Genomic DNA, 24587 nt, shown 5'->3' on the forward strand with positions numbered 1-24587 from the left:
TTTTGTGGCAAGGGAGCCTGGCGGTTATTCGTTGTCCAGGTCCTTGCGCCGATACGGGAACACATCGATCACCTTCCCCGCCCGGATCGCCTCTTGCAGGCTTTTCCAGTAGTCGGCGTTGTACAGCTCGCCGTGCAACTGGTCGAACAGCTTGCGCTGCCCGGCGTCGGCGAACAGGAACGGTGGGAATTCTTCGGGGAACACGTCCAGCGGCCCGATGGAATACCAGGGCTCGGAGGCCATTTCATCCTCCGGGGTACGGGGCTCGGGGATGTGGCGGAAATTGGCTTCGGTGAGGAAGCAGATTTCATCGTAGTCGTAGAACACCACGCGACCGTGGCGGGTCACGCCGAAGTTCTTGAGCAGCATGTCGCCGGGGAAGATATTGGCCGCCGCCAGTTGCTTGATCGCCAGACCGTAGTCTTCCAGCGCCTCGCGCACCTGGTCCGGGTTGGCGTTTTCCAGGTAGAGGTTCAGGGGCGTCATCCGGCGTTCGGTCCAGCAGTGCCGGATCAGCACCGTCTCGCCTTCCACCGACACCGTGGACGGCGCCACTTCCAACAGTTCCTCCAGGCAGGCCGGCTCGAACTTGCTCAGGGGAAAGCGGAAATCGGCGAACTCCTGGGTATCGGCCATGCGTCCGACCCGGTCGACGCTTTTCACCAGTCGGTACTTCTCAATCACCGTGGCCCGGTCGACGTTTTTCGACGGCGAGAAGCGGTCCTTGATGATCTTGAACACCGTGTTGAAGCCCGGCAGGGTGAATACGCTCATGACCATCCCGCGCACGCCGGGGGCCATGATGAACTGGTCGTCGGTGTTCGCCAGGTGGTTGATCAGCGCCCGGTAGAACTCGGACTTGCCGTGCTTGTAGAAGCCGATAGAGGTGTACAACTCGGCGATGTGCTTGCCCGGCAAGATGCGCTTGAGAAAGCCGATGAATTCCGCCGGCACCGGCACGTCCACCATGAAGTATGAGCGGGTGAACGAGAAGATGATCGACACCTGCGCCTCGTCGGTGATCAGCGCATCGATCTGGATACCCCGGCCCTCACGGTGCAGCAGCGGGATCACCAGCGGCCATTGGTCGTCGCGGGTAAAGATCCGGCCCACCAGGTAGGCGCCCTTGTTGCGGTAGAGCACCGAGGAAAACAACTCCACCGTCAGTTCCGGGTCCTTGCAGACCCAGTCCGGCAGGTTCTCGCGCAGTTGCGCTTCGAGACGCTGCAGGTCGCCTGGCAGGTCGCCGTAGTCCTCGCTGAACCGGTAATCGGCGAACACGCTGGCCAGCATCCGGTCCAACTGCCCCTGGGGCTTGTAGGTGCGGGTCTGGGCGGCACGGGCCCGGCGCAGGCTGGGCCGGGTGGTGTGGATGAACATGGTGCCATCGCTGATCAGGTCGTGGCTGAACAGCCCGCAGAAGATCGAGTTGTACCAGGTTTCCGACAGTTCATCGTCGAAACGCAGGTCGATCAGGCTGATGTAGGCGCTTTTGACCAGCGGCCAGCAGCTCACCTCCATCAGTGTTTCGTCATCGAAGGCCTTGTGCAGCCTGGCGACGGTTTCGAAGACTTTTTCTTCATACAAATTGATCCGCGCCGCCGACGCCGCTTGGGCCTCCAGCCACCGGGCCTGCTCGAACCGGGCGCGAGCGCCGTCGGTGATCTGCCGGAAATGCTCACGGTAATCGTCGAAGCCGTCGAGGATCGAACGGGCGATTTCGAGGGCGGGCCATGGCTGCAGCATAGGGTAAACCTCGGCGGGTCATGCTTGTTATTGGCGACTGAGCTTAGAGGCCAATCACGCGCCAACGCAACCATTGCCATCGCCATGCCGGGCGGCGACACTTGCCACCCCATCAAGGAAGGAGTGGCTCGTGAACCTCGTCGACATCCTGCGTTTACTGTCATTGGCCGCCATCTGGGGGGCCAGCTTCCTGTTCATGCGCATCATCGCCCCCGTCATCGGCCCAATCCCCACGGCTTTCTTTCGCGTGTCCATCGCCTTCGTCGGGCTGCTGGTGATCCTGGCCCTGATGCGCGTCGACTGGAATTTTCGCGGCAAGCTCAAAGTCGTGATGGTGCTGGGCCTGATCAACTCAGGGATTCCGGCCACCTTTTATTCGCTGGCGGCCCAGGTGCTGCCGGCCGGTTATTCGGCGATTTTCAATGCCACCACGCCATTGATGGGGGTGTTGATCGGCGGCTTGTTCTTCAGCGAACAACTGACCCTGGCCAAGGTCAGCGGTGTGTTCCTGGGGCTGCTCGGCGTTGGCATCCTGACCCGCGCCGGCCCGGTGGCCTTCGACCTGCAACTGTTGATGGGCGCCCTCGCCTGCCTGCTGGCCACGACCTGCTACGGCTTTGCCGGTTTCCTCACCCGGCGCTGGCTCGATCACCAAGGAGGCCTGGACAGCCGCCTCTCCGCCCTGGGCAGCATGTTCGGTGCCACGGTGTTTTTGCTGCCGCTGTTTGGTTACGGCGTCATCAGCCAGCCGCCGGCCAGTTGGGGTGGCTGGAGCGTCTGGTTGTCACTGCTGGGCCTGGGCCTGGTGTGCACCGCCCTGGCGTACATTCTTTACTTCCGCTTGCTCAGTTCCATCGGCCCGGTCAAATCCATGACCGTGACGTTCCTGATCCCGCCGTTCGGCGTGTTGTGGGGGGCGTTGCTGCTGGATGAGCCGTTGGGGATGGCGCATTTGTATGGCGGGGTGTTGATTGCGGCGGCGTTGTGGCTGGTGTTGAAACCTGGGGTGGTGAAACCGGCTGAAGCGTCTGCCCGGTAGTTCATCGGTGTGGCTGAATAGGCCATCGCGAGCAAGCTCGCTCCCACAGAGGGCTGCGCATAACCCTGTGGGAGCGAGCTCGCTCGCGATGGCGGTGGTACAACCAGCGAAGAGCTAAGGGCTAGCGGCTCTTACGAAACACAAACACCAACCCCACGATGATCAGCGCCATCCCCAGCAAGCTCAACAACGCCAGCCGGTTGCCGAACACCAGGTAGTCCATGATCGCCGTCACCGCCGGCACCAGGTAGAACAGGCTGGTGACATTGACCAGGTTGCCACGGGCAATCAAACGGTACAGCAGCAACGTCGCCAGTACCGACACCACCAGCCCCATCCACAACACCGGCACGAAGAACCCCGTGCTGTATTCGAAGTGAAACGGCTGGAACGGTACGAACACCGCGCACAACACCAACCCGGCCAGGTATTGCACCGGCAGCGTGCCCAGTGGGTTATCGGTGATGCGCTTCTGCATGATGGAACCGGCCGTCATGCTCACCAGTGCCAGCAACCCGCACACCATCCCCGCCAGGGACATGCCGGCCAGGCCGATGCCCTGGTAGACCACCATGACCAACCCGACCAAGCCCAGCACCAGGCCGAACATCCGCGACCAGGAGCGCTGACGCTCCATGAGCACCACGGTCAGGATCGGTTGCACGCCCATCAGGGTGGCCATGACCCCGGGCGTGACACTCATTTGCAGCGCCAGCAGATAAAAAATCTGATAGGCGCCCAGCAGCACCAGCCCGGTGGTCACCGCGTACAGCATCGGCTTGCCGGTCTTGGGCAGCTTGAACTTGAGCATGGGTATCAACAGCACCAACGCGAACAGCGCGATGGCAAAACGGATCAGCAAAAAGGCGAAGGGGGAAGCGTGGGCCAGGCCCAGCTTGGAAAAGATCGCCCCGCTGCTCCACAGCAAAACGAACAGGCTCGTGGAAGCCGCCGCCAATAAGGCGTTTTTGGAAAGGGAAAACATGGATACCACCTGTAGTCAGGCAAAAAGCCAACTCAGCCGAAGCTGAAGTCCAGTCGTTTTTTCAGGCGGGCGCAGGGGATGGCAACCGTTGCCGATCAGCCCTGAATGCCAACACCCGGCGGTGATACGACGGCGTACACCGATGAGCGACTGACAGGTGGGGGGTATTGACCGATCTGCACAGGCTGCTGATTCCCACACGGCACGACGCCAGCGTTGAACGCTGGAACCACGACCGCGATGACAGGGGATGCAGGCATGAGCCGATCTCTTGAAGGGTGGGTTCGAAAACCCGAAGAGCGCTGACTATAACCAGCACTCGATGGACTACGCAATGGTTAAACGAACAACCAATAGCCAAGCGCCGTCAGCACCACCACCGCCAACACCGGCCGCATCACCCGGTAGGCCTTGGGATGCTTGCGTTTGAACTGCTTGACCCGGCCGCTGATGCCGTCACTGAACGTCTTGCTCCAGGCATAAGCCCGGTTGATGCCGCCGACGTGTTCATCCTCCAGGTTCTGCGGCGCGGTGGCGCGGCCGAGAAACGCGCTGATGCTGCGGTTGAGGCGGGTCATCAGCCGGCTTTTCAGGGGCCGCTCGACATCGCAGAACAGGATTACGCGGGTCTGTGGGGTTTCGTTCTTGACCCAGTGCACATACGTTTCATCGAACATGACGTCTTCGCCGTCGCGCCAGGCGTAGATCTGACCGTCGACGAAGATCCGGCAGTCATCGGAATTGGGCGTGGACAGCCCCAGGTGATAACGCAACGAACCGGCGAAGGGGTCTCGATGGGGATTCAGATGGCTGCCACCGGGCAACAGGGCAAACATCGCGCCCCGGACGTTGGGAATCCGACTGACCAGCTCGACCGTCCTGGGGCAGAGCAACTCGGCCGACGGCAGCGGTTTGTCGTACCACTTGAGGTAGAAACGCTTCCACCCCTTCTTGAAGAACGAGCCGAACCCGGCGTCGTTATGCTTCTCGGCGGCACGAATGTAACCCTCGTCGAACAAATGCATGGCCTCGTCGCGAATGACCTGCCAGTTGTCCTTGAGCACATCCAGCTCGGGGAATCTGCTGCGATCCAGGTACGGCTTCGAAGGCACGCCGGAGAACAGGTACATCAAGGCGTTATAGGGGGCGAACAGCGCCGAGTGATTGACGAACTGGCGCAATACCGGCAAGCGTGCCTTGCCACGCAAATGCACATAAAGCGTACTGCCCAGAAACAGCAGCAACACCGAGGCCTTGGCGACAAACGAAACGGTCATTTTTACAACTCCTTGTCCAAAAACAACTGACGCGACGCCTACTACCCGACGTAGCCGCGGCCATGTTAATCCCTAATGGCCCAGGTAAAAACCGTCTGACGCGACATTCTGTATTGAGCGAAACGCAATAAACACTTTCTAACATGCGCCGCCTGAACCTTGGCTGACGCATCGAACAATCATTCAACCCACAAAAGCGTCTCGCGACACCTGTGAATTCACGGTCACTGCTGAGTCTCCTGCTCGGTAAACAGATCACTGAACAACATGCTCGACAAGTACCGCTCGCCCGAATCCGGCAGGATCACGACGATGGTCTTGCCCTGCATTTCCGGTTTTTCCGCCAGGCGCACAGCCACGGCCATCGCCGCCCCACAGGAAATGCCGCAGAGGATGCCCTCCTCCTGCATCAAGCGCAGGGCCATGGCCTTGGACTCCTCGTCAGTGACCCGTTCGACCAGGTCGACGATCGACAGGTCGAGGTTCTTCGGCACGAACCCGGCACCGATTCCCTGGATCTTGTGGGGGCTGGGCTTGATCTCTTGGCCCGCCATCGCCTGGGTGATCACTGGCGAAACCTCAGGTTCGACGGCCACCGACAGGATCGGTTTGCCACAGGTGTTCTTGATATACCGCGAAACCCCGGTAATGGTTCCGCCGGTGCCCACGCCCGCCACCAGCACATCCACCGCGCCGTCGGTGTCGTTCCAGATTTCCGGGCCGGTGGTTTTTTCGTGGATCGCCGGGTTCGCCGGGTTATCGAACTGCTGCGGCATGAAGTATTTGGAAGGGTCGCTGGCCAGGATCTCGGCGGCCTTCTCGATGGCCCCCTTCATGCCCTTCGCCGGTTCGGTGAGCACCAGCTCCGCCCCCAGGGCCTTGAGCACCTTGCGGCGCTCGATGCTCATGGAAGCCGGCATGGTCAGCATCAGTTTGTAGCCACGGGCGGCGGCCACGAACGCCAGGCCAATCCCGGTGTTGCCCGAGGTCGGCTCGACGATGGTCATGCCCGGCTTGAGTTTGCCCGAGCTTTCAGCGTCCCAGATCATGTTCGCGCCGATCCGGCACTTGACCGAATACCCTGGGTTGCGCCCCTCGATCTTGGCCAGGATGGTCACACCGCGCGGCGCAATGCGGTTGATCTGTACCAGTGGCGTATTGCCGATGGAATGGGCGTTGTCAGCGAATATACGACTCATGGCTGGGTCCTTGATGCGACGAGAATTTAAGCCTTTAAAGGTATGCCTGTTGCCCACGGGCGTCCAGTTGCACCGAACGTTCCCACCACTACGACAGTCAATGGCTTTAATAGCGCTGGAGACTGATGGACATGAAGCGTCGATACAGCTGGCCATTGTGGGGGCTCGCCGCCATCGTTGCGGTGTTGGTAATCCTGCACTTCACCTTGCCCTACCTGGTGCGCAACTACCTCAACGACAAGCTGGCCGAAATGGGCGATTATCGCGGCCAGGTTACCGACGTGGACCTGGCCCTCTGGCGCGGGGCCTACCGGATCAACGGCCTGAAGATCGTCAAGGTCGACGGCAAGGTCCCGGTACCGTTCGTCGACGCCCCCCTGGTCGACCTGTCGGTCAGTTGGCATTCGTTGTGGTATGACCATGCCGTGGTGGCCGAGGCGCAATTCACCCGCCCCGAAGTGAACTTCGTCGACGGCGGGACCAACCGGCAGAACTCCCAGACCGGCCAAGGCACCAACTGGCGGGAGCAATTGAGTAAGTTGCTGCCCATTACCCTCAACGAAGTGCGGATCAGGGACGGCAAGGTCACCTTCCGCAACTTCAACTCCAAGCCACCGGTCAACCTGCGGGCCACCGACGTCAACGCCAACTTCTATAACCTGACCAACGTGGTCGACACCGAGGGCAAGCGCGATGCCCGCTTCGAGGGCAAGGCCCTGGTGGCCGAACATGCGCCCCTGGAAATGCAGGCTACCTTTGACCCGTTGAGCAACTTCGAGGACTTCGACTTCCGCCTGCGGGCCACGAACATCGAACTCAAGCGCCTGAACGACTTCGCCGCAGCCTATGGCAAGTTCGATTTCAATGCCGGCCACGGCGACCTGGTCGTCGAGGCCGAAGCCGACAACGCCCGACTCAGCGGCTACATCAAGCCGCTGCTGCGTGATGTCGACGTCTTCGATTGGCAGCAGGACGTGGAAAACAAGAACAAGAACATCTTCCGCTCGGTCTGGGAAGCGCTGGTCGGCACAGGCGAAACAGCCCTCAAGAACCAGCGCAAGAACCAGTTCGCCACCCGGGTGGAACTCAGCGGCAATGTCCACCAGCAGAACATCAGCGCCTTCGAAGCTTTCCTGCAGATCCTGCGCAACGGTTTCGTCCAGGCGTTCAACGCCCGTTATGAACAGCCACCGCCTTCGACCGACTAGGGTTTGCGCGTGACGGTGTAGCGGCCGATCGGTTCCGCCGCCGCGATGCCCGCGCCACGCTGCAGCGAGTCCCATCCCAAGCACGCGAGGGCCAGCGAACGCGGTACAGCCTCGCGCCCGCTGCTATAGCGAGTGATGCTGCGAGTGCTGACCCCGAGGGCTTCGGCTGCCTTGTTCAACGGCAGGCCGGTACGGGCACGCCAATCGATGAAGATACGGGTATTTTCATCCACGGCATTCTGCGCCAGCGCATCCAGATACAAGGTATCGGCACCGATCTGGATATCCAGTTCGGGCCATTCCACGCTCCAACCATCATCCCCCAGGCTCGCACCTCCAAACGCAGCCTCTTTCAGCAAAGGCTGCAAGCCTGGGTAACGTTGCACGTCGGCACTCAAGTCCAGCGTCAATTGCTGCCCGTCGATGAACGTCAGTTCAAGACTGAACGGTAATAAGGCCTGCACGGCCAATAGCCGCGGCCGTTTCATGGGTAACATCGTTTCCAATCCTCCAACAGTTGCGCCTGGTGGACTCTGACCCAGTCCAGCGCTTCCTTGATGATCAACGGCGGCGCACGGCCCATCATCACTTCCATCGTCTCCAGGCTCAACATCACATCCACCCCACCGCCCGTCAGGTGAACATGGGGCGGTGGATGGTCTCGTTCACGCAGTTGAATGCGGTAAGTATTTTTGAATCGATATTTAGTAGACATGCACCAAACATATCGCCAAATTGGCGATATGCAATACTGGCAAGCAGCCTAGACTGAGTCAACATGTGACGCCCCATTCAGAGACTGAATACAGCGTCTGCGTTCACAGTCGGCGGGGCCTCGCGTTATAGTCGGGCACGATATCTATTTCGTGCGCCCCGCCTCGCCAGGCCGGCGACACCGTTCGAGGAATTGCAGATGAAGTTCGAAGGCACCAGCGCCTACGTGGCCACCGATGACCTGAAACTGGCCGTGAACGCCGCCATTACCCTGGAGCGGCCGTTGCTGGTCAAGGGCGAACCGGGTACCGGCAAGACCATGCTGGCCGAACAACTGGCCGAGTCCTTCGGCGCGCGCCTGATCACCTGGCACATCAAGTCCACCACCAAGGCTCACCAGGGCCTGTACGAGTACGACGCAGTCAGCCGCCTGCGGGACTCGCAACTGGGTGTGGACAAGGTCCACGACGTGCGCAACTACCTGAAGAAGGGCAAGCTCTGGGAAGCGTTCGAGTCCGAGGAGCGGGTGATCCTGCTGATCGACGAAATCGACAAGGCCGACATCGAGTTCCCCAACGACCTGCTGCAGGAACTCGACAAGATGGAGTTCTACGTCTACGAGACCGACGAAACCATCAAGGCCAAGCAGCGCCCGATCATCATCATTACCTCCAACAACGAAAAGGAACTGCCGGACGCCTTTCTGCGTCGCTGCTTCTTCCACTACATCGCCTTCCCTGACCGCGTCACCCTGCAGAAAATCGTCGATGTGCATTACCCGGACATCAAGAAGGACCTGGTCAGCGAAGCGCTGGACGTGTTCTTCGACGTGCGCAAGGTGCCAGGCCTGAAGAAAAAGCCCTCCACTTCCGAACTGGTGGACTGGCTCAAGCTGCTGATGGCCGACAATATCGGCGAAGCGGTGCTGCGCGAGCGCGATCCGACCAAGGCCATCCCGCCACTGGCCGGCGCCCTGGTCAAGAACGAGCAGGACGTGCAACTGCTCGAGCGCCTGGCGTTCATGAGCCGTCGCGGCACCCGCTGATCCTCTTCGTCCAACAGAGCGAGGGCGATTGCCATGCTGCTTAACCTGTTCAACGAGATGCGCGCCGCCAAGGTGCCCGTGTCGGTGCGTGAACTGCTGGACCTGATCAACGCGCTGAAACAGCGGGTGATCTTCGCCGACATGGACGAGTTCTATTACCTGTCCCGGGCCATCCTGGTGAAGGACGAACGGCATTTCGACAAGTTCGACCGGGCGTTCGCCGCCTACTTCAACGGCCTGGAGAAACTCGACGACCACCTCCAGGCGCTGATTCCCGAGGACTGGCTGCGCAAGGAATTCGAGCGCTCGCTGACCGATGAGGAACGGGCACAGATCCAGTCCCTGGGCGGCCTGGACAAGCTGATCGAAGAATTCAAGAAACGTCTGGAAGAACAGAAGGAACGCCATGCCGGTGGCAACAAGTGGATCGGCACCGGCGGCACCAGCCCGTTCGGCTCCGGCGGCTTCAATCCCGAGGGCATTCGGGTCGGCGACGCCGGCAAACGCCAGGGCAAGGCCGTGAAGGTCTGGGACCAACGCGAGTACAAGAACCTCGACGATCAGGTGGAACTGGGCACCCGCAACATCAAGATCGCCCTGCGCCGGCTGCGCAAGTTTGCCCGCCAGGGTGCGGCCGAAGAGCTGGATATCGACGGCACCATCGACCACACCGCCCGGGACGCCGGCCTCTTGAACATCCAGATGCGCCCGGAGCGACGCAACACCGTGAAGTTGTTGCTGCTGTTCGACATCGGCGGCTCGATGGATGCCCACGTGAAGGTCTGCGAAGAACTGTTCTCGGCCTGCAAGACCGAGTTCAAGCACCTGGAGTACTTCTACTTCCACAACTTCGTCTACGAATCGGTGTGGAAGAACAACCTGCGCCGCACTTCCGAGCGCACCTCGACCCTGGATTTGCTGCACAAGTACGGTGCCGACTACAAAGTGATCTTCATCGGCGACGCCGCCATGGCCCCCTATGAAATCACCCAGGCCGGCGGCAGCGTCGAACACTGGAACGAAGAAGCCGGTTATGTGTGGATGCAGCGCTTCATGGAGAAGTACAAGAAGCTCATCTGGATCAATCCTTACCCCAAGGACACCTGGGGTTATACCGCCTCGACCAACATCGTGCGCGAGTTGGTGGAAGACCGGATGTATCCGCTGACCTTGCGGGGGTTGGAGGAAGGGATGCGGTTCCTTTCCAAGTAAGATTTTGGTTGCCTGTTCAGGCCTCATCGCGAGCAAGCTCGCTCCCACAGGAAAGCGCATTTCAATGTGGGAGCGAGCTTGCTCGCGATGCTTTTAGCGGTCGAGAAAACTGCGCAAACACTCCACCTGCTGCCGATGCGCAACCTCCTGCACCACCGGCCGCAACCGCACCTGTGCCCCCGGCAGGCATTGCGCCAGCCGGGCCAGGGCCAACGGTGTCAGGGCGCCCAGGCGTGGATAACCGCCGATGGTTTGCCGGTCATTAAGCAGCACGATCGGCTGGCCATCCGGCGGCACTTGCACAGCGCCCAAGGGGATTCCTTCGGAAATCATCGCCGCCCCCTGATACGCCAGCGCCGTGCCCAGCAACCGCATGCCCATGCGGTCGGCGCGACTGTCCAGCGTCCACGGGGTGTTGAACGCGTCGAACAGACTCTGCCCGCTGAACGCGCCATTCTGCGCCCCCAGGATCAGGTCCAGCGGCTGCGCTTGCTGGAAATCCGGAATCCGCGTGTGCGGCATGGGCCGAGGCGTCGCCGTGCCTGAATAGCTCAAGTGCGCCCCGCGACTCAGCGCCCGCCCCCGTCCATCCAGGCCTCCGAGCTCCTCGCGCACCACCGTCGCCCGGCTGCCCAGCACCGCAGGCGCGTTGAAACCGCCAGGGGCCGCCAGATAGGCCCGGGCACCGAGCACGGGCTGGGTGAGCGCCAGCACCTGGCCCTTGCGCAGGCTGAAGAAGCGCCACGATGCCACGCCCTGGCCGTCTATTCGCGCGCCCAGGTCCGCCCCGGCCAGCGCCAGCACGCAATCCTCTTCCGCCACCACGGTAAAGCCGCCGAGGGTAATCTCCACCACCGCCGCGTCCAGGCCATTGCCGAGCATCCAATTGGCCCAAGCCATCGACAGCCAGTCCGCCGCCCCGCCCTGGGTCACGCCCAGGTGCCTCACGCCGAAACGGCCGGCGTCCTGCAACAGGCACAGCGGTGTGCTGGCCTCGATCAACAACCGGCTCATGCCTGGGTCTCCAGCGGTGTGTCGTCGCCACCCAGCGCGATGAATTCGGCATGGTCCACGGGGGCAAAACGCACCGTGTCCCCCGGCTGCATCAGGCTGTAGCCGTCGCGCTCACGATCAAACAGTTTGGTCGGGGTGCGACCGATCAGGTTCCAGCCACCGGGCGACACCAATGGATACGCCGCGGTCTGGCGTTCGGCGATGCCGACACTGCCCGCGGCCACGCGCTTGCGTGGCGTGTCGAGGCGCGGTGCAGCCAATGCTTCGTCCACCAGCCCCATGAAGGCGAAGCCGGGCGCGAAGCCCAGGGCAAACACCTGGTACTCGCGTTCGCTGTGGCGACGGATCACCTGGGCGACCGTCAAGCCGCTGCGGCTCGCCAGCAGTGCCAGTTCCGGCCCGACGCCAAGGTCGTACCACACCGGCAGCACATGGCACTGGCCGGCGGACCGGGCATCCGGGGAGAGGTTATGCAGCGCCTCGCCGATCAATGCGCGGGCCTGGGCCGGGTCCAGGGCGAGCAAGTCGTAGTGCACCATCAAGGTGGTGTAGGACGGCACCAGATCGATCAGACGTTCGGCAAACACCGCTCGCAGGCGCTCGCTGGCGGCGAGCATCCAGGGCATGTTGGCCTCGGCGATCTCGTCGAACAGGCGCACCATCAGGCAGTCCACCGCCACCACTTCCAAGCGTGGTTTCATGGCGCACGCTGCCGGTCCAGGGCTTCGCGGATGCGTTGCACGGCCGCCACGGAGCTGGCGTTGTCACCGTGCACGCACAAGGTATTGGCCTTCAGGTGCAAGGCGCTACCATCACTGGCGGTCAACGCATCGCCGCGGGCAATGGTCAGGGCCTGCCCGATAATGACCTCGGGATCGTGGTGCACCGCGCCCGGCGCTTGCCGCGAAACCAGGCGGCCGCCACTGTCGTAGGCGCGATCGGCAAAGGCTTCGAACCACAGGGTCAGGCCGTACTCGTCGCCCAAGGCCTGGGCGGCGCTGTTGTCCCGGGTCGCCAGGAGCATCAGCGGCAGTTGCCGATCATAGGCCGCGATAGCCTGGATCACCGCGCGCAGCTGCGCCGGGTTGGCCATCATGTCGTTGTACATCGCGCCGTGGGGTTTGACGTAGCTGACCTGCCCGCCCTGGGCCCGGCAGATGCCGTCGAGGGCGCCGATCTGGTAATGCAGCAAGTCCTGCAATTCCTGGGCGCCATAGGCCATGGAACGGCGGCCGAAGCCCGCCAGGTCCTGATAGGCCGGGTGCGCGCCGATCCGCACGCCGTGACTCAGGGCCAGGCTGACGGTCTTGCGCATGATGCTCGGGTCGCCAGCGTGGAAGCCGCAGGCGATGTTGGCGCAATCGATGAAGGGCATCACCTCGGCGTCCAGACCCATGGTCCAGCTGCCGAAGCTTTCGCCGATGTCGCAGTTCAATAGCAGGCGGTTCACGGTGAACGCTCCTGTAGGTTCTTTCTTTTGTTTAACTGTTGGGCACGTACCCCACAGGTTATCAGTTACTCGGCTTCCAACTGCTTGCCCTGGGTTTCCGGCAGGCTCAGGGCCGCCAGAATCACCACGCCATAGGACACCGCCGCGAACGCCCCGATACCCACGCTCAGCGGCACCTTCTGGCTCAAGATACCGATCAACAGCGGGAACAATGCCGCCACCGCCCGGCCAATGTTGTAGCAGAAGCCTTGGCCCGAACCACGAATGCGCGTAGGAAACAGTTCGGTGAGGAACGAGCCCATGCCGCTGAACATGCCCGACGCGAAGAACCCCAAGGGGAAGCCCAGCCAGAGCATCACGTTATTGCTTACCGGCACCTGGGTGTACAGCAGGACGATGGTGAAGGAGCCGACGGCGTACAGGACGAAGTTCTTTTTGCGCCCCAGGATGTCACTCAAATAGGCACTGATGACGTAACCCACGTAGGAACCGACGATCACCATCGCCAGGTAGCCGCCGGTGCTCAATACACTCAGGCCGCGCTCATTTTTCAGGAACGTTGGCAGCCAGGACGTGATGGCGTAGTAACCGCCCAGGGCACCGGTGGTCAGCAGCGAGGCGCGTAGGGTGGTGAAGAGAATGCCGGGGGCAAAAATCTCGTAGAACTTCGCTGGGTTTTCCGGCGTCAGCCGGGCCTTGGTCTGGTTATAGACGTCCGGATCCTTGACCAGTCGACGGACGAAAATCACGAACACCGCCGGCACGATGCCGAGGATGAACAGTGCACGCCAGGCGTCTTCCGGCGGCAGCACCGAGAACAGCAGTGCATACAGAATCGCCGTCAGGCCCCAGCCCAGCGCCCAGCCCGACTGCACCATGCCCACGGCCTTGCCGCGATCCTTGGCACGGATCACCTCGCCCATCAACACCGCACCGGCGGTCCACTCGCCACCAAAGCCGAAGCCCATCAATGTGCGAGCGATCAACAGTTGTTCGTAGTTCTGGGCAAAGCCGCACAGGAAAGTGAAGAAGGCAAACCACAGCACTGTCAGTTGCAGGGTGCGCACCCGGCCGATCCGGTCGGAGAGAATCCCCGCCAGCCAGCCACCAATGGCCGAAGCGATCAAGGTGCTGGTGTGGATCAGGCCTGCCTGGCCGGTGGTGATGCCCCACATTGCGATCAGGGTCGGCACCACGAAACTGAGCATCTGGGTGTCCATGCCGTCCAGGGCGTAACCGATCTTGCAGCTCCAGAAAGTGCGACGTTCCTGCTGGTTGATGTTGCGATACCAATCGAACGGGCCAGAACGGGCCTGGGGTTGGGGGACGTCGAGCGTGTCGGGTGCACTCATGGCGGTTCTCCACGGTTTTATTTTTTTGAGTCTCGACGACGCTGACGTGGAGACCGTTGCCCCGATTCTTGAGCGCGCGGCCGATCCCGTCCAACGAATAAAACCTTGGCTGGGTCATAAGAAAAATTTGATTGGGTAACACGCAGGGCCTGAACACCGTTGTGGCGAGGGAGCTTGCTCCCGCTGGGCCGCGAAGCGGGCCCAAAACCAGGCACCGCGCAGTGTCAGGTTGATGTTATCAGCAAGTTTGGGTCTGCTGCGCAGACCAGCGGGAGCAAGCTCCCTCGCCACAGAAGCCGGCGGCTGCGGCTTTCATAGTCCCCGCAGATCCCGCTCTTCAATCGGCCGCCCCTGGCGCAGGCGCTTGCCCCCCAGCACCACCCAGTCGATCAGGCGGAACAGGCATTCCAGGCCCAACGACAGCAACATCGCGCCGCTGATGCCCCAGACCATGGCCTCGGGGGTCAGCAGGATCTGGTAGCTGTAGCCGTTCCAGGTTTCCTTGCGAATGTCCGGATCGGCGGCCAGGGCCACTTGCAGCAGGCGGATGTACCACGGCCCTTGCATGGCCTGGAATTGCTTGTCCAGGGCCTGTTGGCGCACGAGCAAGGTGTTCAGGCTGTCGGCATCGCTGCGAAAGATCGGGTCCTCGCTGGCGCGGTAATGGGCCACCAGGGCCTGCATGTCGCCCTTGAAGAACTGGTTGGCGGTGCCCTGGAAACCTTGCAGGCCGGTCTGCGCCTCGATCAGGTGGGCCTCGACCCGCTTGGCGTAATCATTGATGAAGCCCGGCACCTGGACCCCAACCAACAGGCCCACCGCGAACAACACCAGCCGTAGATAACTGAGCAACATAACGTGACGTCCTTATTCGGTCCGGCCGTGGCTGACGCATTCGCCGCGTCGCCACAGGCTCCATTGGCCCGGTTCGTAGCGGGTCCAGGTTTCGTTTTCGGTCAAGGGCTCGGTGGCGATCACCGTGACCACGTCGTTGGGCGTGGTTTCCGCCTGGAAATCGACAATCACATCCACGTCCTTGAGCCGCGCCGGGCCGAAGGGCGCGCGACGGGTGATCTGGGCCAGTTTGGTCGAGCAATAACAGAACAGCCAGTCGCCATCGCTGAGCAGGCAGTTGAACACGCCTTTGCTGCGGTATTCGGTGCAGGCCTCGATCAACGACGGCAGCAGCTGCTCTACCTCCACCGGCTCCGGGAAGGCCTGGCGCACGCGGTTGAGCAAATCGCAGAAGGCCGCTTCGCTGTCGGTGTCGCCCACCGGGCGGTAGAAGCTCACGCCCGGTTGGAAATCGGCCAGCTGGCCGTTGTGGGCAAAACACCAGTTGCGGCCCCACAACTCACGCACGAAGGGGTGGGTGTTGGACAGGCAGACTTTGCCGACATTGGCCTGGCGAATATGCCCGATCACCACTTCGCTCTTGATCGGATAACGCTGAACCAGGTTCGCCACTTCCGATTCGCTGCTGGCAGCCGGGTCCTGGAACAGGCGCAGGCCACGACCTTCATAGAAGGCGATGCCCCACCCGTCCCGGTGCGGCCCGGTCTTGCCACCGCGCTGCATCAGCCCGGTGAAGCTGAACACGATGTCGGTCGGCACATTGGCGCTCATGCCCAGTAACTCACACATGCTCGAACTCTCGCTTCAAGGGGCAGGCCTGCTTACAGACGCGGTTCGATACGCGAACGCTGGGGGTTGCTCGGCACGGGCGGGCGACCGTAGCGGTCATCGCCGGCCACGCCGAACGGTGGTTCGTCCTCCGGCTCATCGACCGCGGCGGCGGCTTTGGCGGCGGCAGCCCGTTCCTTGCGCGCGTTGGCGGCACGCTCGATGGGGAAGCGGATCAGCACGATCACCAAGTAGAGGCCGAAGGCGATCATGCCGTACATGAGCAGATCGGACGCCGCCCGCCAGACGTTGTTGCCGACCTTGAACAGGATATCCAGGGCAACAATGGCCAAGGCCGGGGCGACTTTGTCCTTCACCGGGTCTACGATGGTGGGGCTGAACAGCAACACCGCCATCAGCAAGCGCAGCGGTTCGCGCAACCAGCGCCACATCCAGCGGGTCATGCGCATCCACACCAGCAGGCAGCCCAGGGCAGCGAAGGCGTAGAGGCCCCAGGCGATCAGATAGTCATTCTCGGTCATGGTGTCCATGGCAAGGCAGGCAAAGAGACGCTTATAGTAACGGCTTTTCGCGCGTCAGGCTGCCCCGGCGTCTGGCGAATGGCCTGTGTGGTGGGTTCTGTCCAGGCCGCGTGCCCCTTTTCGTACAACGTTCGAGAGCCTTTCATGTCCCTATCTGCCCACGTTTCCAACGCCCCGATTGCCCGCAGGGACGCCGGTGTTGACCCGTACGCCTGGCTGCAGGAGCGCGACACCGACGCCGTGCTCGACTACCTCAAGGCGGAAAACAGCTATCAGGAGGCGCAACTCGCCGATCAGGCCGAATTGCGCGAAACCCTGTTCCAGGAAATCAAGGGCCGGATCCTCGAGACCGACCTGTCACTGCCCTCGCCCTGGGGCCCATACCTGTATTACACCCGCACCACCGCCGGTGACGAATACCCGCGCCACTACCGCTGCCCACGCCCGGCCGACGACAGCCTGAACGTGGACGAAAGCCACGAACAACTGCTGCTGGACCCGAACGCGCTGGCCGGCGGCGAATTCTTTGCCCTGGGCGCCTTCAGCATCAGCCCCGACCACCAGCGCCTGGCCTACAGCCTGGACACCACGGGCGACGAGATCTACACCCTGTTCGTCAAGGAATTGTCCAACGACAGGATCAGTGAGCTGTCCTTCGACAATTGCGACGGCAGCATGACCTGGGCCAACGACAGCCTGACGCTGTTTTTTGGTGAGCTGGACGACACCCACCGCCCCCACAAGCTCTGGCGCTATCGCCTGGACGGCACCGCCGCCGAAGAAGTGTTCCATGAGCCGGACGGGCGTTTCTTCCTGCATTGCTATCGTTCGAGCTCGGAAAAGCAACTGATCCTGTCCCTGGGCAGCAAGACCACCAGCGAAGTCTGGGTACTGGACGCCGCGCAACCGCAACAGCCCTTCACCTGCCTGGCGCCACGCCTGGAAAACCACGAATACGACGTCGACCACGGCCTGCTCGATGGCCAATGGACCTGGTTGATCCGCAGCAACCGCGAAGGGATCAACTTCGCCCTGTACCAGGCCGCCGACACCGGCGTGGCGCCGACCGAGGCCGACTGGCAGAACCTGATCCCCCACAGCGATACGGTGATGATCGACGGCCTGAGCCTGAACGCCAGGGCCATGACCTTGAGCCTGCGTGAGGGCGGCCTGCCGATCATCGAGGTGCATCCCCAGGACTTGCCGGCGTATCGGGTGCAGTTGCCGGACGCGGCCTACAGTCTGCATGTGCAGAACAGCCTGGAATTCGCCAGCGATCGCATCCGCCTGCGCTACGAGGCCCTGAACCGGCCGGCGCAGATCCGTCAATTGGACCTGGCCAGCGGCGAACAGGTTGTCCTCAAGCAAACCCCGGTGCTGGGCCCGTTCGACGCCGATGCCTACGTCAGCCAACGGTTGTGGGCGACGGCGCCAGACGGTACACAAGTGCCCATCAGCCTGGTGGTCAAGCGCGAAGCCCTCGGCCGGCCGGTGCCGCTGTACCTGTACGGCTACGGCGCTTACGGCGAAAGCCTCGACCCGTGGTTTTCCCATGCGCGGCTGAGCCTGCTCGACCGCGGCGTGGCGTTTGCCATCGCCCATGTGCGGGGCGGCGGCGAGCTGGGGGAAGCCTGGTATCGCGCCGGCAAGCAGGAACACAAGCACAACACGTTCGGCGATTTCATCGCCTGTGCCGAGCATTTGATCGCCAACGGCTTCACCACCGCCGAACAACTGGCGATCAGCGGCGGCAGCGCCGGTGGCCTGCTGATCGGCGCAGTGCTCAACCAACGCCCGGAGCTGTTCAAGGTTGCGATTGCCGAGGTGCCGTTCGTCGATGTGCTCAACACCATGCTCGACCCGGACCTGCCGCTGACCGTCACCGAATACGACGAATGGGGCAATCCGGAGGAGCCGGACGTTTATGATCGGATCCGGGCCTACGCCCCGTACGAAAACGTCCGCGCCCAGGCGTACCCGGCGCTGCTGGTGATCGCCGGTTATAACGACAGTCGCGTGCAGTACTGGGAAGCGGCCAAGTGGGTGGCGAAATTGCGCGCCACCAAGACCGACGACAACCCTCTGCTGCTCAAGACCGAACTGGGCGCCGGCCACGGCGGAATGAGCGGACGCTACCAGGGATTGCGTGACGTAGCGCTCGAATATGCATTTGTCTTGAAGGTTTTGGGATTGGATTGAGGAACTCTGTGGGATGGCCGGGTCTTAGCTCCATGCGCTGGGCATCCCAGATCAGATAATTGTGGGAGCGAGCTTGCTCGCGATGGCGTCGGATCAATCAGTATTGATGTTGACTGACACATCGCTATCGCGAGCAAGCTCGCTCCCACAAGGGTTCTTCTTCAATCCAACCCCGTAGCAGACACAAGAAAAAGACCGTGCCAACATGTCAGAACCGACCTTACTGAACAAAGAAATCCGTGACTGGCTGATGGACTGCGGTCTGTTCGACCAGTTGCTGCCCGTCGACTTCGCCGCCGCGTCGGGCTATTTCAGCATCAGCGCCATCGCCGAGGGCGAAGCGATTTTCCACGAGGGCGATGCCGGCAGCTTCATGTGCATCATCCACACCGGCCAGGTGGCCGTGCAGAAAACCGGTCCCGACGGCCAACCCGTGACCATCGCCACGCTGCGCAGCGGTCGGGCCTTCGGTGAAATGGCCGTGCTCGACGGCGAACGGCGCTCGGCCAGTTGCATCGCCGCCAGTGATTGCCAGTTGCTGAACCTGGGCAAGGACTCCCTGGAAAAAATGCTCAACGACGCCCCCAAGATCGCCGCCAAGATCATCCGCGCCCTCGCCGTCTCCCTGTCCAAGCGCCTGCGCATGGCCGATGGGCAGTTGTTGTCGCAGCAGGTCTGACAACAACACATAAACCCTGTGGGAGCGAGCTTGCTCGCGATGGCGGCGGATCAGCCAGCATTGAAGTCGACTGACACAACGCTATCGCGAGCAAGCTCGCTCCCACAGGTTATGCGTCGTCTTGTCGATTTACCCTCCCGGCGGCTTGGCCTTCGCCGGCTTCGGCTCCATGCCCGGTATCGGCTGGTCCTTGGGCGGCTTGGGCATTTCAATGGGCGGCAGCAAGGGCGGCCCACCGCTTCCGGTCCCCGCCTTGGGCACACCGTTGGGCGTGACCGGCGGATACGGCATGGGGGTGGCGGTGCCCGGCGACCCGGGGATGCTCGGCGGGTTGACCGGAATCGTCGGTTGTTGAGCCTGGGCGCAACTTATTGAGAGCGCCGCCAGGGCAATGGCCGTTAGAATGATGCACTTCATCAATGGCTCCGTGGCTATTGTCTGCTTTAAGGCTAGTCGTTACCGCGCGGTTTGCCCTCCTACGAGATTTCCATGAAACGTTTCGTTCTGCTCGACACCACACCCATCCCTGATAACGGCGGTGCCCTGTGCCTGTTCGAGTACGGCGAAGACTTCGTCATCAAGATCCAGGGTGGCGACGGCGGGCAGCTGATGAATACCCGCATGCACGGTTCCGAAGACGCCCTGGCAGAGATTCCTTGCCGCAAGGTCGCCGGTCGTCCTGGCTCGCGCGTGCTGATCGGCGGCCTCGGCATGGGCTTCACCCTCGCCTCGGCCCTCAAGCACCTGGGCAAAACCGCCGAGGTGGTGGTGGCCGAGCTGGTGCCCGGTGTGGTGGAGTGGAACCGTGGCCCCTTGGGTGAAAAGGCCGGGCGACCGCTGGCAGACCCGCGCACCGTGATCCGCATGGAAGACGTGGCCAAGGTGCTGCAAGCCGAGCCCCAGGGTTTCGATGCGATCATGCTGGACGTCGACAATGGCCCGGAAGGCCTGACCCAGAAAGCCAATAGCTGGCTGTATTCGGCCGGTGGCCTGGCTGCCTGCGCCAAGGCCCTGCGGCCCAAGGGCGTATTGGCGGTGTGGTCGGCCAGCGCTGACCGGCAGTTTTCCGACAAGCTGAAGAAAGCCGGCTTCAAGGCCGAAGAAGTGCAAGTGTTCGCCCACGGCAACAAAGGCACCCGCCACACCATCTGGATTGCCGAGAAACTCAAGGGCTAAGCTAAACTGTGCCCAACCGTCATCAGTCTTTATCTACAAAGGTGAACCCATGAGTTCGTCAACGCCACCGTCCAACACCGCCAAGCTGGACCGCATCCTCGCCGATGCCCAGCGCGACCGGGAGATGGGCTACCGCGACAAAGCCCTGAAAATGTACCCCCATGTCTGTGGCCGCTGCGCCCGCGAGTTTTCCGGCAAGCGCCTGAGCGAACTGACCGTTCACCACCGCGACCACAACCATGACAACAACCCCCAGGACGGTTCCAACTGGGAACTGCTGTGCCTGTACTGCCACGATAACGAGCACTCGCGCTACACCGACCAGCAATACTTCGGCGACGGCTCCCTGAGCACCCCGAAAATCGCCAAGGCGACCCACAACCCCTTCGCCGCGCTGGCCGGGTTGATGAAGAAAGACGAGTAATTTACAGCCTGTCAGGCCGCCATCGCGAGCAAGCTCGCTCCCACAGGGTTTTGTGAACGCCGAAAATCCAATGTCGGAGCGAGCTTGCTCGCGATGGCGATCAAATAAACACCACACATCTCGAACCTGACCACCCTCCCCCATTCCCCGTATAATCGCGCCTTTTCCCCAAAGGCACCCCGCCCGTGGCCAACAAACGCTATAGCTGCATCGGTCTGTTCAACCCCAAGTCACCGGAAAACGTCGGTTCGGTCATGCGTGCCGCCGGTTGCTACGGCGTGGCGTCGGTGTTCTACACCGGCAAGCGCTATGAGCGCGCCGCCGACTTCGTCACCGACACCAAGAAAGTCCACTACGACATCCCGCTGATCGGTATCGACGACCTGAAGAAAATCCTGCCCCTGGGCTGTGTACCAGTGGCTGTGGAACTGGTGGAAGGCGCTCGCCCCCTGCCCGAATACACCCACCCGGACCGGGCGCTGTACATCTTCGGCCCGGAGGACGGCTCGCTGGACAAGGACATCCGCGACTGGTGCGAGGACGTGGTGTACATCCCCACCACCGGTTGCATGAACCTGGCCGCCACCGTCAACGTCGTGCTGTACGACCGCATGGCCAAAGGCAACAACACCCGTTCGGGGCCGCAATTCCGCTGATCGGTGCAAAACTCGATTGAACAAGGCAATCGCTCGGGCAGTCAGTTTTATACCTACCCCATACTGGAGACAGATCATGAGCGATAACAATCCGTTCGAGCCGATCGAGAGCACCCCTTTCCAATCTCGTCCGCCGCAAAACGTGCATGGTTGGGAACGCATTGGCTCACTGGCCGGCGGTGTGCTGATGATGGGCAAGGGCTTGCGGCGTGGCGGGGTGATCGGTCTGGCTCAACTGGCGATCGGCGGCATGGCCCTGGCGCGGGGGATCACTGGGCATTGCTCGGCCAAGAGCCTGCTGGAGAAGAATCGCCAGAATCTGAACAGCGCCCGTGCCCGTATCGAGGAGGCCGGTGACGAACTGAGTCGCCTGAAGGCCAATGCCGAGGCAGCGACTGGCACGGCGACGGTGACCGGGAATGACTCGCTGGTTTCGCCGAAGGCTGGGCTCTGATTTTTGCAGCGCCGCTGATGGCCTCATCGCGAGCAAGCTCGCTCCCACAGGTTTTATGAACGCCGAAAATCCAATGTGGGAGCGAGCTTGCTCGCGATGGCGGGGTCACTGAAGTAATCGGCTATCCAGCACAGTGGAGGCCCCACCCAGAACGCTCTCACTGAGCTGCACAAACTCCTTGGTATCGACCGTTTCCAACCGCATCGCCCCCTGCAACACATCATCCAGCGAACGCTTGTTGCGGGTTTTCAGGCGAATCTCGCGGTCCAGTTCCTGCAACAGCAACACTGCCTTGGCCACCGCCGCCGGGCCGATCTGCTCGCCGCGCACGGTGGTGACGCCCTTGCTCTCGCGGGCGAGCCGGTCGTTCAGGGTCTGGTAGCGCTCATCACTCAGGCCGCCGGCGCGGCGTAGCAGTTCAATGGCGTAGTACTCGGTCAGCCCCTCACTGATCCAGTCGCTACGATCCTGATCATGGACCCGGGCCAGCGCCTGCACCAACTCCCGCAACAACGGGCTGCTGCCCCGCTCGCTGACCAGCGGCGGTCGACTGTGCAGGTAAATCGAGTCATGGCCGGCCTGGGCACCACGCCACAGCGGATCGCCGGCGCCGACGATCAGCAACTTGGCCGGATGGCGCGGCACCAACGCTTGCACTTGCGGCCAGACGAACGTCAGCAGCGTCAGCACATCCATCCGGCGCATGCCCTGGCCCCGGGGCGAGGCCACCGTCACTTCAGTTTCGCCCAGGCGTGTGCGGCGGCTGCCCAGTTTGCCGGCGAGCATCCAGCCGGTGGGGCGGTCGAACAGGCGCGAGGGATTGTCGATGCGAAAACGTTGTTTGCCGATACGCGGCCAGGGGGTCTCGATGCTTTTCCAGCCGTCGGGCAATTCCACCTCAAGACGGGCCACCAGTTCGACGCCATCCTGCTGGTCGAGCTTGGCCGCCGGCACCAGATCGTCGCCGCGCAGCAACGCCCACGTCGGGGTCATGCGGGTTTCGAAGGTGGCGTTCTTGCGGGCATGGCTGATGCGCACACGGTAGCTCAGGCTGGCCTTGTCAGCGGCCGGACGCCAGACGCCACGCGCCGCCTTGCCGGGGGTGAGTTGCCATTGGCCGTCGGCCTTGAAATCGCTGTAGCGGCTGCCGTCGCCGAGGTCGAAATCCAGGCTGCGCACCGCCGCCCCCCGGGCCAGGGTCACGCGCACCTCGGCCTGATCGCTCTGTGGCAACAGGTGCACGTGATAATCCAGGTCGACTTTCTGCGCCGCCCACAGCGGCCCGCACACCGCCAGCAGCCCGGCTGCCAGCATCCGTCTCAATCCTGCAGCCATGGGTTCTCCCTGGTGGTGCGCCGCCCGGTGGTTCAGCCAGCGCGGAAAATCAGATGATCTTCCCAATCGTCTTCCGGCACGCTGCCTTCGGCCAGCATGCGCCCGGACTGGGAAATGCGTTCGTGGTGCACGGCCTCTCGATCACCGCAAACCAGGTGGTGCCACAACGGCAAGTCCTTGCCTTCGCTGACCAGCCGATAACCGCAGGTCGGCGGCAGCCATTTGAACTCATCGGCCTTGCCCGGCGTGAGCTGGATGCAATCGGGCACGAACTCACGGCGATTAGGGTAGTCGGTGCACTGGCATGTTTTCAGGTCCAGCAGTTTGCAGGCGATGCGTGTGTAGTAGACGCTGTTGTCGTCTTCGTCTTCGAGCTTTTGCAGGCAGCACAGGCCACAGCCGTCGCACAGCGATTCCCACTCCTGTGTATCGAGCTGATCGAGGGTTTTGCGTATCCAGAACGGTTCGACTTTGGCGGCCATGGCTCAAGCATCAACATCAGGTGGTGAAAGGCCGACAGTCTAGTGCCGGGACCTCCTCAGGCCAAGCATTGGCGACTGTCGGTAGGCAGGGCTTGTCAGGCCGGACGCCGGGACGTAGGTTGCTGCATTGTCTTTCCAAACTCGAGCCAGGTGAGCCCATGAGCGCCAATTCCCGCATTGCCGATTACGCGATCCACCCTCAGTTCATCGAACGCTGGTCGCCCCGCGCGTTTACCGGCGAAAGCATTGCCGAAGAAACCTTGCTGAGCTTCTTCGAAGCCGCGCGCTGGGCCCCTTCGGCCTACAATTCACAGCCATGGCGCTTCCTGTACGCACGACGCGACACGCCGAATTGGGAGCGTTTCCTGGGTTTGCTCAACGCGTTCAACCGCGGCTGGGCCCAACACGCCTCGGCGCTGGTGATCGTCGTCTCGAAAACCACCTTCGCGGTGCCCGGTGCCACCGAGGAAACCCCGGCCCAGACCCACGCCTTCGACACCGGCGCGGCCTGGGGCCACCTGGCGTTGCAAGCCAGCCTCAGCGGCTGGCACACCCATGGCATGGCCGGTTTCGACCAGGAACTGACCCGCAAGGAACTGAAGATCCCGGAAGGCTACGCCCTGCACGCCGCGGTGGCGATTGGCAAGCTGGGGGACAAATCGACCCTGGCCGAATCCCTCCAGGCCCGCGAAGTCCCAAGCCCGCGCCGGCCATTGAGCGAACTGGTGGCCGAAGGCGACTTCACCCTGTAACCCTATTCTGTGACCGCTGAAGAG

Annotated in this window: 27 protein-coding genes; 11 read left to right on the plus strand and 16 right to left on the minus strand. The window is 62.2% G+C overall.

The window, feature by feature from the left end:
- Window positions 1–24 precede the first annotated feature (24 nt).
- Complete coding sequence (gene aceK, locus BLO80_RS26510; RefSeq protein WP_092333142.1) at window positions 25–1746, minus strand: bifunctional isocitrate dehydrogenase kinase/phosphatase; 1722 nt, start codon at window positions 1744–1746, stop codon at window positions 25–27.
- 130 nt (window positions 1747–1876) lie between these two features.
- Between aceK and BLO80_RS26515 the strand changes: the two genes are divergently transcribed.
- Window positions 1877–2785, plus strand: a complete 909-nt coding sequence (locus tag BLO80_RS26515; RefSeq protein ID WP_092333144.1) for a DMT family transporter — start codon at window positions 1877–1879, stop codon at window positions 2783–2785.
- A 121-nt stretch (window positions 2786–2906) separates the two neighbouring features.
- On the opposite strand, the gene BLO80_RS26520 is transcribed toward BLO80_RS26515, so the two are convergent.
- The 3 genes from BLO80_RS26520 to cysK form a co-directional block, all read right to left on the minus strand.
- Window positions 2907–3770: a DMT family transporter gene (locus tag BLO80_RS26520; protein WP_092333146.1), complete on the minus strand. Its 864-nt coding sequence runs from the start codon at window positions 3768–3770 to the stop codon at window positions 2907–2909.
- 338 nt (window positions 3771–4108) lie between these two features.
- The gene (locus BLO80_RS26525) at window positions 4109–5047 is read right to left on the minus strand and encodes an aspartyl/asparaginyl beta-hydroxylase domain-containing protein (RefSeq protein ID WP_092333148.1); all 939 of its coding nucleotides are present in this window, start codon (window positions 5045–5047) and stop codon (window positions 4109–4111) included.
- 224 nt (window positions 5048–5271) lie between these two features.
- Window positions 5272–6246, minus strand: a complete 975-nt coding sequence (gene cysK, locus BLO80_RS26530; protein WP_092333150.1) for a cysteine synthase A — start codon at window positions 6244–6246, stop codon at window positions 5272–5274.
- Window positions 6247–6377: 131 nt separating this feature from the next.
- Between cysK and BLO80_RS26535 the strand changes: the two genes are divergently transcribed.
- The gene (locus BLO80_RS26535; RefSeq protein WP_092333178.1) at window positions 6378–7454 is read left to right on the plus strand and encodes a DUF748 domain-containing protein; all 1077 of its coding nucleotides are present in this window, start codon (window positions 6378–6380) and stop codon (window positions 7452–7454) included.
- Here BLO80_RS26535 and BLO80_RS26540 read toward each other — a convergent pair.
- Together BLO80_RS26540 and BLO80_RS26545 are read right to left on the minus strand one after the other, a co-directional pair.
- A complete protein-coding gene (locus BLO80_RS26540) occupies window positions 7451–7951 on the minus strand; it encodes a DUF2442 domain-containing protein (RefSeq protein ID WP_092173094.1) in 501 nt (166 codons plus the stop codon). The two genes, BLO80_RS26535 and BLO80_RS26540, sit on opposite strands and share 4 nt — an antisense overlap.
- On the minus strand, window positions 7939–8169 hold the full coding sequence (locus BLO80_RS26545) for a DUF4160 domain-containing protein (RefSeq protein WP_092333152.1): 231 nt from the start codon (window positions 8167–8169) through the stop codon (window positions 7939–7941). The genes BLO80_RS26540 and BLO80_RS26545 overlap by 13 nt, the downstream gene beginning before the upstream one ends.
- A 198-nt stretch (window positions 8170–8367) precedes the next feature.
- Here BLO80_RS26545 and BLO80_RS26550 point away from each other — a divergent pair, with 198 nt between their 5' ends.
- Window positions 8368–9213, plus strand: coding sequence for an AAA family ATPase (locus BLO80_RS26550; protein ID WP_003184225.1), 846 nt, complete (start codon window positions 8368–8370; stop codon window positions 9211–9213).
- A 33-nt stretch (window positions 9214–9246) separates the two neighbouring features.
- Entirely contained in the window at window positions 9247–10425 is a 1179-nt protein-coding gene (locus tag BLO80_RS26555) for a vWA domain-containing protein (RefSeq protein ID WP_092333154.1), read from the plus strand.
- A gap of 93 nt (window positions 10426–10518) precedes the next feature.
- On the opposite strand, the gene BLO80_RS26560 is transcribed toward BLO80_RS26555, so the two are convergent.
- The 7 genes from BLO80_RS26560 to BLO80_RS26590 form a co-directional block, all read right to left on the minus strand.
- Window positions 10519–11439 carry a 5-oxoprolinase subunit C family protein gene (locus BLO80_RS26560; RefSeq protein ID WP_092333156.1) on the minus strand — a complete coding sequence of 307 codons (921 nt, stop codon included), beginning with the start codon at window positions 11437–11439 and terminating at the stop codon, window positions 10519–10521.
- Complete coding sequence (pxpB, locus tag BLO80_RS26565; RefSeq protein ID WP_092333158.1) at window positions 11436–12140, minus strand: 5-oxoprolinase subunit PxpB; 705 nt, start codon at window positions 12138–12140, stop codon at window positions 11436–11438. The genes BLO80_RS26560 and pxpB overlap by 4 nt, the downstream gene beginning before the upstream one ends.
- The gene (locus BLO80_RS26570) at window positions 12137–12889 is read right to left on the minus strand and encodes a 5-oxoprolinase subunit PxpA (protein ID WP_092333160.1); all 753 of its coding nucleotides are present in this window, start codon (window positions 12887–12889) and stop codon (window positions 12137–12139) included. Before BLO80_RS26570 ends, pxpB begins: the two co-directional genes overlap by 4 nt.
- 65 nt (window positions 12890–12954) lie before the next feature.
- The gene (locus BLO80_RS26575) at window positions 12955–14241 is read right to left on the minus strand and encodes an MFS transporter (protein WP_092333162.1); all 1287 of its coding nucleotides are present in this window, start codon (window positions 14239–14241) and stop codon (window positions 12955–12957) included.
- Window positions 14242–14553: 312 nt separating this feature from the next.
- Window positions 14554–15096 (minus strand): DUF2937 family protein, encoded by a 543-nt coding sequence (locus tag BLO80_RS26580; protein ID WP_092333164.1) that lies wholly within the window; start codon window positions 15094–15096, stop codon window positions 14554–14556.
- A 12-nt stretch (window positions 15097–15108) separates the two neighbouring features.
- Window positions 15109–15885 (minus strand): class II glutamine amidotransferase, encoded by a 777-nt coding sequence (locus BLO80_RS26585; RefSeq protein ID WP_053120116.1) that lies wholly within the window; start codon window positions 15883–15885, stop codon window positions 15109–15111.
- A 32-nt stretch (window positions 15886–15917) separates the two neighbouring features.
- Window positions 15918–16415 (minus strand): MFS transporter, encoded by a 498-nt coding sequence (locus BLO80_RS26590; protein WP_092333166.1) that lies wholly within the window; start codon window positions 16413–16415, stop codon window positions 15918–15920.
- Between the two features lie 135 nt (window positions 16416–16550).
- Between BLO80_RS26590 and BLO80_RS26595 the strand changes: the two genes are divergently transcribed.
- Both BLO80_RS26595 and BLO80_RS26600 read left to right on the plus strand, forming a co-directional pair.
- Window positions 16551–18605, plus strand: a complete 2055-nt coding sequence (locus BLO80_RS26595) for a S9 family peptidase (RefSeq protein ID WP_092333168.1) — start codon at window positions 16551–16553, stop codon at window positions 18603–18605.
- A 205-nt stretch (window positions 18606–18810) separates the two neighbouring features.
- Window positions 18811–19284 carry a cyclic nucleotide-binding domain-containing protein gene (locus BLO80_RS26600; RefSeq protein WP_057449793.1) on the plus strand — a complete coding sequence of 158 codons (474 nt, stop codon included), beginning with the start codon at window positions 18811–18813 and terminating at the stop codon, window positions 19282–19284.
- A gap of 129 nt (window positions 19285–19413) precedes the next feature.
- Here BLO80_RS26600 and BLO80_RS26605 read toward each other — a convergent pair whose 3' ends face one another.
- Window positions 19414–19701: a hypothetical protein gene (locus BLO80_RS26605; RefSeq protein WP_092333170.1), complete on the minus strand. Its 288-nt coding sequence runs from the start codon at window positions 19699–19701 to the stop codon at window positions 19414–19416.
- 72 nt (window positions 19702–19773) lie between these two features.
- Here BLO80_RS26605 and BLO80_RS26610 point away from each other — a divergent pair, with 72 nt between their 5' ends.
- From BLO80_RS26610 to BLO80_RS26625, 4 genes are all read left to right on the plus strand, one after another.
- Window positions 19774–20460, plus strand: a complete 687-nt coding sequence (locus BLO80_RS26610) for a spermidine synthase (protein ID WP_018607541.1) — start codon at window positions 19774–19776, stop codon at window positions 20458–20460.
- A 49-nt stretch (window positions 20461–20509) separates the two neighbouring features.
- A complete protein-coding gene (locus BLO80_RS26615) occupies window positions 20510–20884 on the plus strand; it encodes a YajD family HNH nuclease (RefSeq protein ID WP_003184246.1) in 375 nt (124 codons plus the stop codon).
- A gap of 185 nt (window positions 20885–21069) precedes the next feature.
- On the plus strand, window positions 21070–21540 hold the full coding sequence (locus BLO80_RS26620) for an RNA methyltransferase (protein ID WP_003198862.1): 471 nt from the start codon (window positions 21070–21072) through the stop codon (window positions 21538–21540).
- 76 nt (window positions 21541–21616) lie between these two features.
- A complete protein-coding gene (locus tag BLO80_RS26625) occupies window positions 21617–21994 on the plus strand; it encodes a YgaP family membrane protein (RefSeq protein WP_092333172.1) in 378 nt (125 codons plus the stop codon).
- A 105-nt stretch (window positions 21995–22099) separates the two neighbouring features.
- Here BLO80_RS26625 and BLO80_RS26630 read toward each other — a convergent pair whose 3' ends face one another.
- Window positions 22100–23329, minus strand: a complete 1230-nt coding sequence (locus BLO80_RS26630) for a hypothetical protein (protein WP_092333174.1) — start codon at window positions 23327–23329, stop codon at window positions 22100–22102.
- 32 nt (window positions 23330–23361) lie between these two features.
- A complete protein-coding gene (locus tag BLO80_RS26635; RefSeq protein WP_060738739.1) occupies window positions 23362–23811 on the minus strand; it encodes a YcgN family cysteine cluster protein in 450 nt (149 codons plus the stop codon).
- Window positions 23812–23969: 158 nt separating this feature from the next.
- Here BLO80_RS26635 and BLO80_RS26640 point away from each other — a divergent pair, with 158 nt between their 5' ends.
- Window positions 23970–24563 (plus strand): nitroreductase family protein, encoded by a 594-nt coding sequence (locus tag BLO80_RS26640; RefSeq protein WP_092333176.1) that lies wholly within the window; start codon window positions 23970–23972, stop codon window positions 24561–24563.
- The last annotated feature ends 24 nt before the right edge of the window (window positions 24564–24587 follow it).

This window comes from Pseudomonas sp. NFACC56-3, assembly GCF_900100025.1.
GTDB lineage: Bacteria > Pseudomonadota > Gammaproteobacteria > Pseudomonadales > Pseudomonadaceae > Aquipseudomonas > Aquipseudomonas fluorescens_AA.

Coding starts and splice junctions, on each gene's coding strand:
- aceK (WP_092333142.1), bottom strand. CDS start 1,746: ATGCTGCAGCCATGGCCCGCCCTCGAAATCGCCCGTTCGATCCTCGAC.
- BLO80_RS26520 (WP_092333146.1), bottom strand. CDS start 3,770: ATGTTTTCCCTTTCCAAAAACGCCTTATTGGCGGCGGCTTCCACGAGC.
- BLO80_RS26525 (WP_092333148.1), bottom strand. CDS start 5,047: ATGACCGTTTCGTTTGTCGCCAAGGCCTCGGTGTTGCTGCTGTTTCTG.
- cysK (WP_092333150.1), bottom strand. CDS start 6,246: ATGAGTCGTATATTCGCTGACAACGCCCATTCCATCGGCAATACGCCA.
- BLO80_RS26535 (WP_092333178.1), top strand. CDS start 6,378: ATGAAGCGTCGATACAGCTGGCCATTGTGGGGGCTCGCCGCCATCGTT.
- BLO80_RS26540 (WP_092173094.1), bottom strand. CDS start 7,951: ATGTTACCCATGAAACGGCCGCGGCTATTGGCCGTGCAGGCCTTATTA.
- BLO80_RS26545 (WP_092333152.1), bottom strand. CDS start 8,169: ATGTCTACTAAATATCGATTCAAAAATACTTACCGCATTCAACTGCGT.
- BLO80_RS26550 (WP_003184225.1), top strand. CDS start 8,368: ATGAAGTTCGAAGGCACCAGCGCCTACGTGGCCACCGATGACCTGAAA.
- BLO80_RS26555 (WP_092333154.1), top strand. CDS start 9,247: ATGCTGCTTAACCTGTTCAACGAGATGCGCGCCGCCAAGGTGCCCGTG.
- BLO80_RS26560 (WP_092333156.1), bottom strand. CDS start 11,439: ATGAGCCGGTTGTTGATCGAGGCCAGCACACCGCTGTGCCTGTTGCAG.
- pxpB (WP_092333158.1), bottom strand. CDS start 12,140: ATGAAACCACGCTTGGAAGTGGTGGCGGTGGACTGCCTGATGGTGCGC.
- BLO80_RS26575 (WP_092333162.1), bottom strand. CDS start 14,241: ATGAGTGCACCCGACACGCTCGACGTCCCCCAACCCCAGGCCCGTTCT.
- BLO80_RS26580 (WP_092333164.1), bottom strand. CDS start 15,096: ATGTTGCTCAGTTATCTACGGCTGGTGTTGTTCGCGGTGGGCCTGTTG.
- BLO80_RS26585 (WP_053120116.1), bottom strand. CDS start 15,885: ATGTGTGAGTTACTGGGCATGAGCGCCAATGTGCCGACCGACATCGTG.
- BLO80_RS26590 (WP_092333166.1), bottom strand. CDS start 16,415: ATGGACACCATGACCGAGAATGACTATCTGATCGCCTGGGGCCTCTAC.
- BLO80_RS26595 (WP_092333168.1), top strand. CDS start 16,551: ATGTCCCTATCTGCCCACGTTTCCAACGCCCCGATTGCCCGCAGGGAC.
- BLO80_RS26600 (WP_057449793.1), top strand. CDS start 18,811: ATGTCAGAACCGACCTTACTGAACAAAGAAATCCGTGACTGGCTGATG.
- BLO80_RS26605 (WP_092333170.1), bottom strand. CDS start 19,701: ATGAAGTGCATCATTCTAACGGCCATTGCCCTGGCGGCGCTCTCAATA.
- BLO80_RS26610 (WP_018607541.1), top strand. CDS start 19,774: ATGAAACGTTTCGTTCTGCTCGACACCACACCCATCCCTGATAACGGC.
- BLO80_RS26615 (WP_003184246.1), top strand. CDS start 20,510: ATGAGTTCGTCAACGCCACCGTCCAACACCGCCAAGCTGGACCGCATC.
- BLO80_RS26625 (WP_092333172.1), top strand. CDS start 21,617: ATGAGCGATAACAATCCGTTCGAGCCGATCGAGAGCACCCCTTTCCAA.
- BLO80_RS26630 (WP_092333174.1), bottom strand. CDS start 23,329: ATGGCTGCAGGATTGAGACGGATGCTGGCAGCCGGGCTGCTGGCGGTG.
- BLO80_RS26635 (WP_060738739.1), bottom strand. CDS start 23,811: ATGGCCGCCAAAGTCGAACCGTTCTGGATACGCAAAACCCTCGATCAG.
- BLO80_RS26640 (WP_092333176.1), top strand. CDS start 23,970: ATGAGCGCCAATTCCCGCATTGCCGATTACGCGATCCACCCTCAGTTC.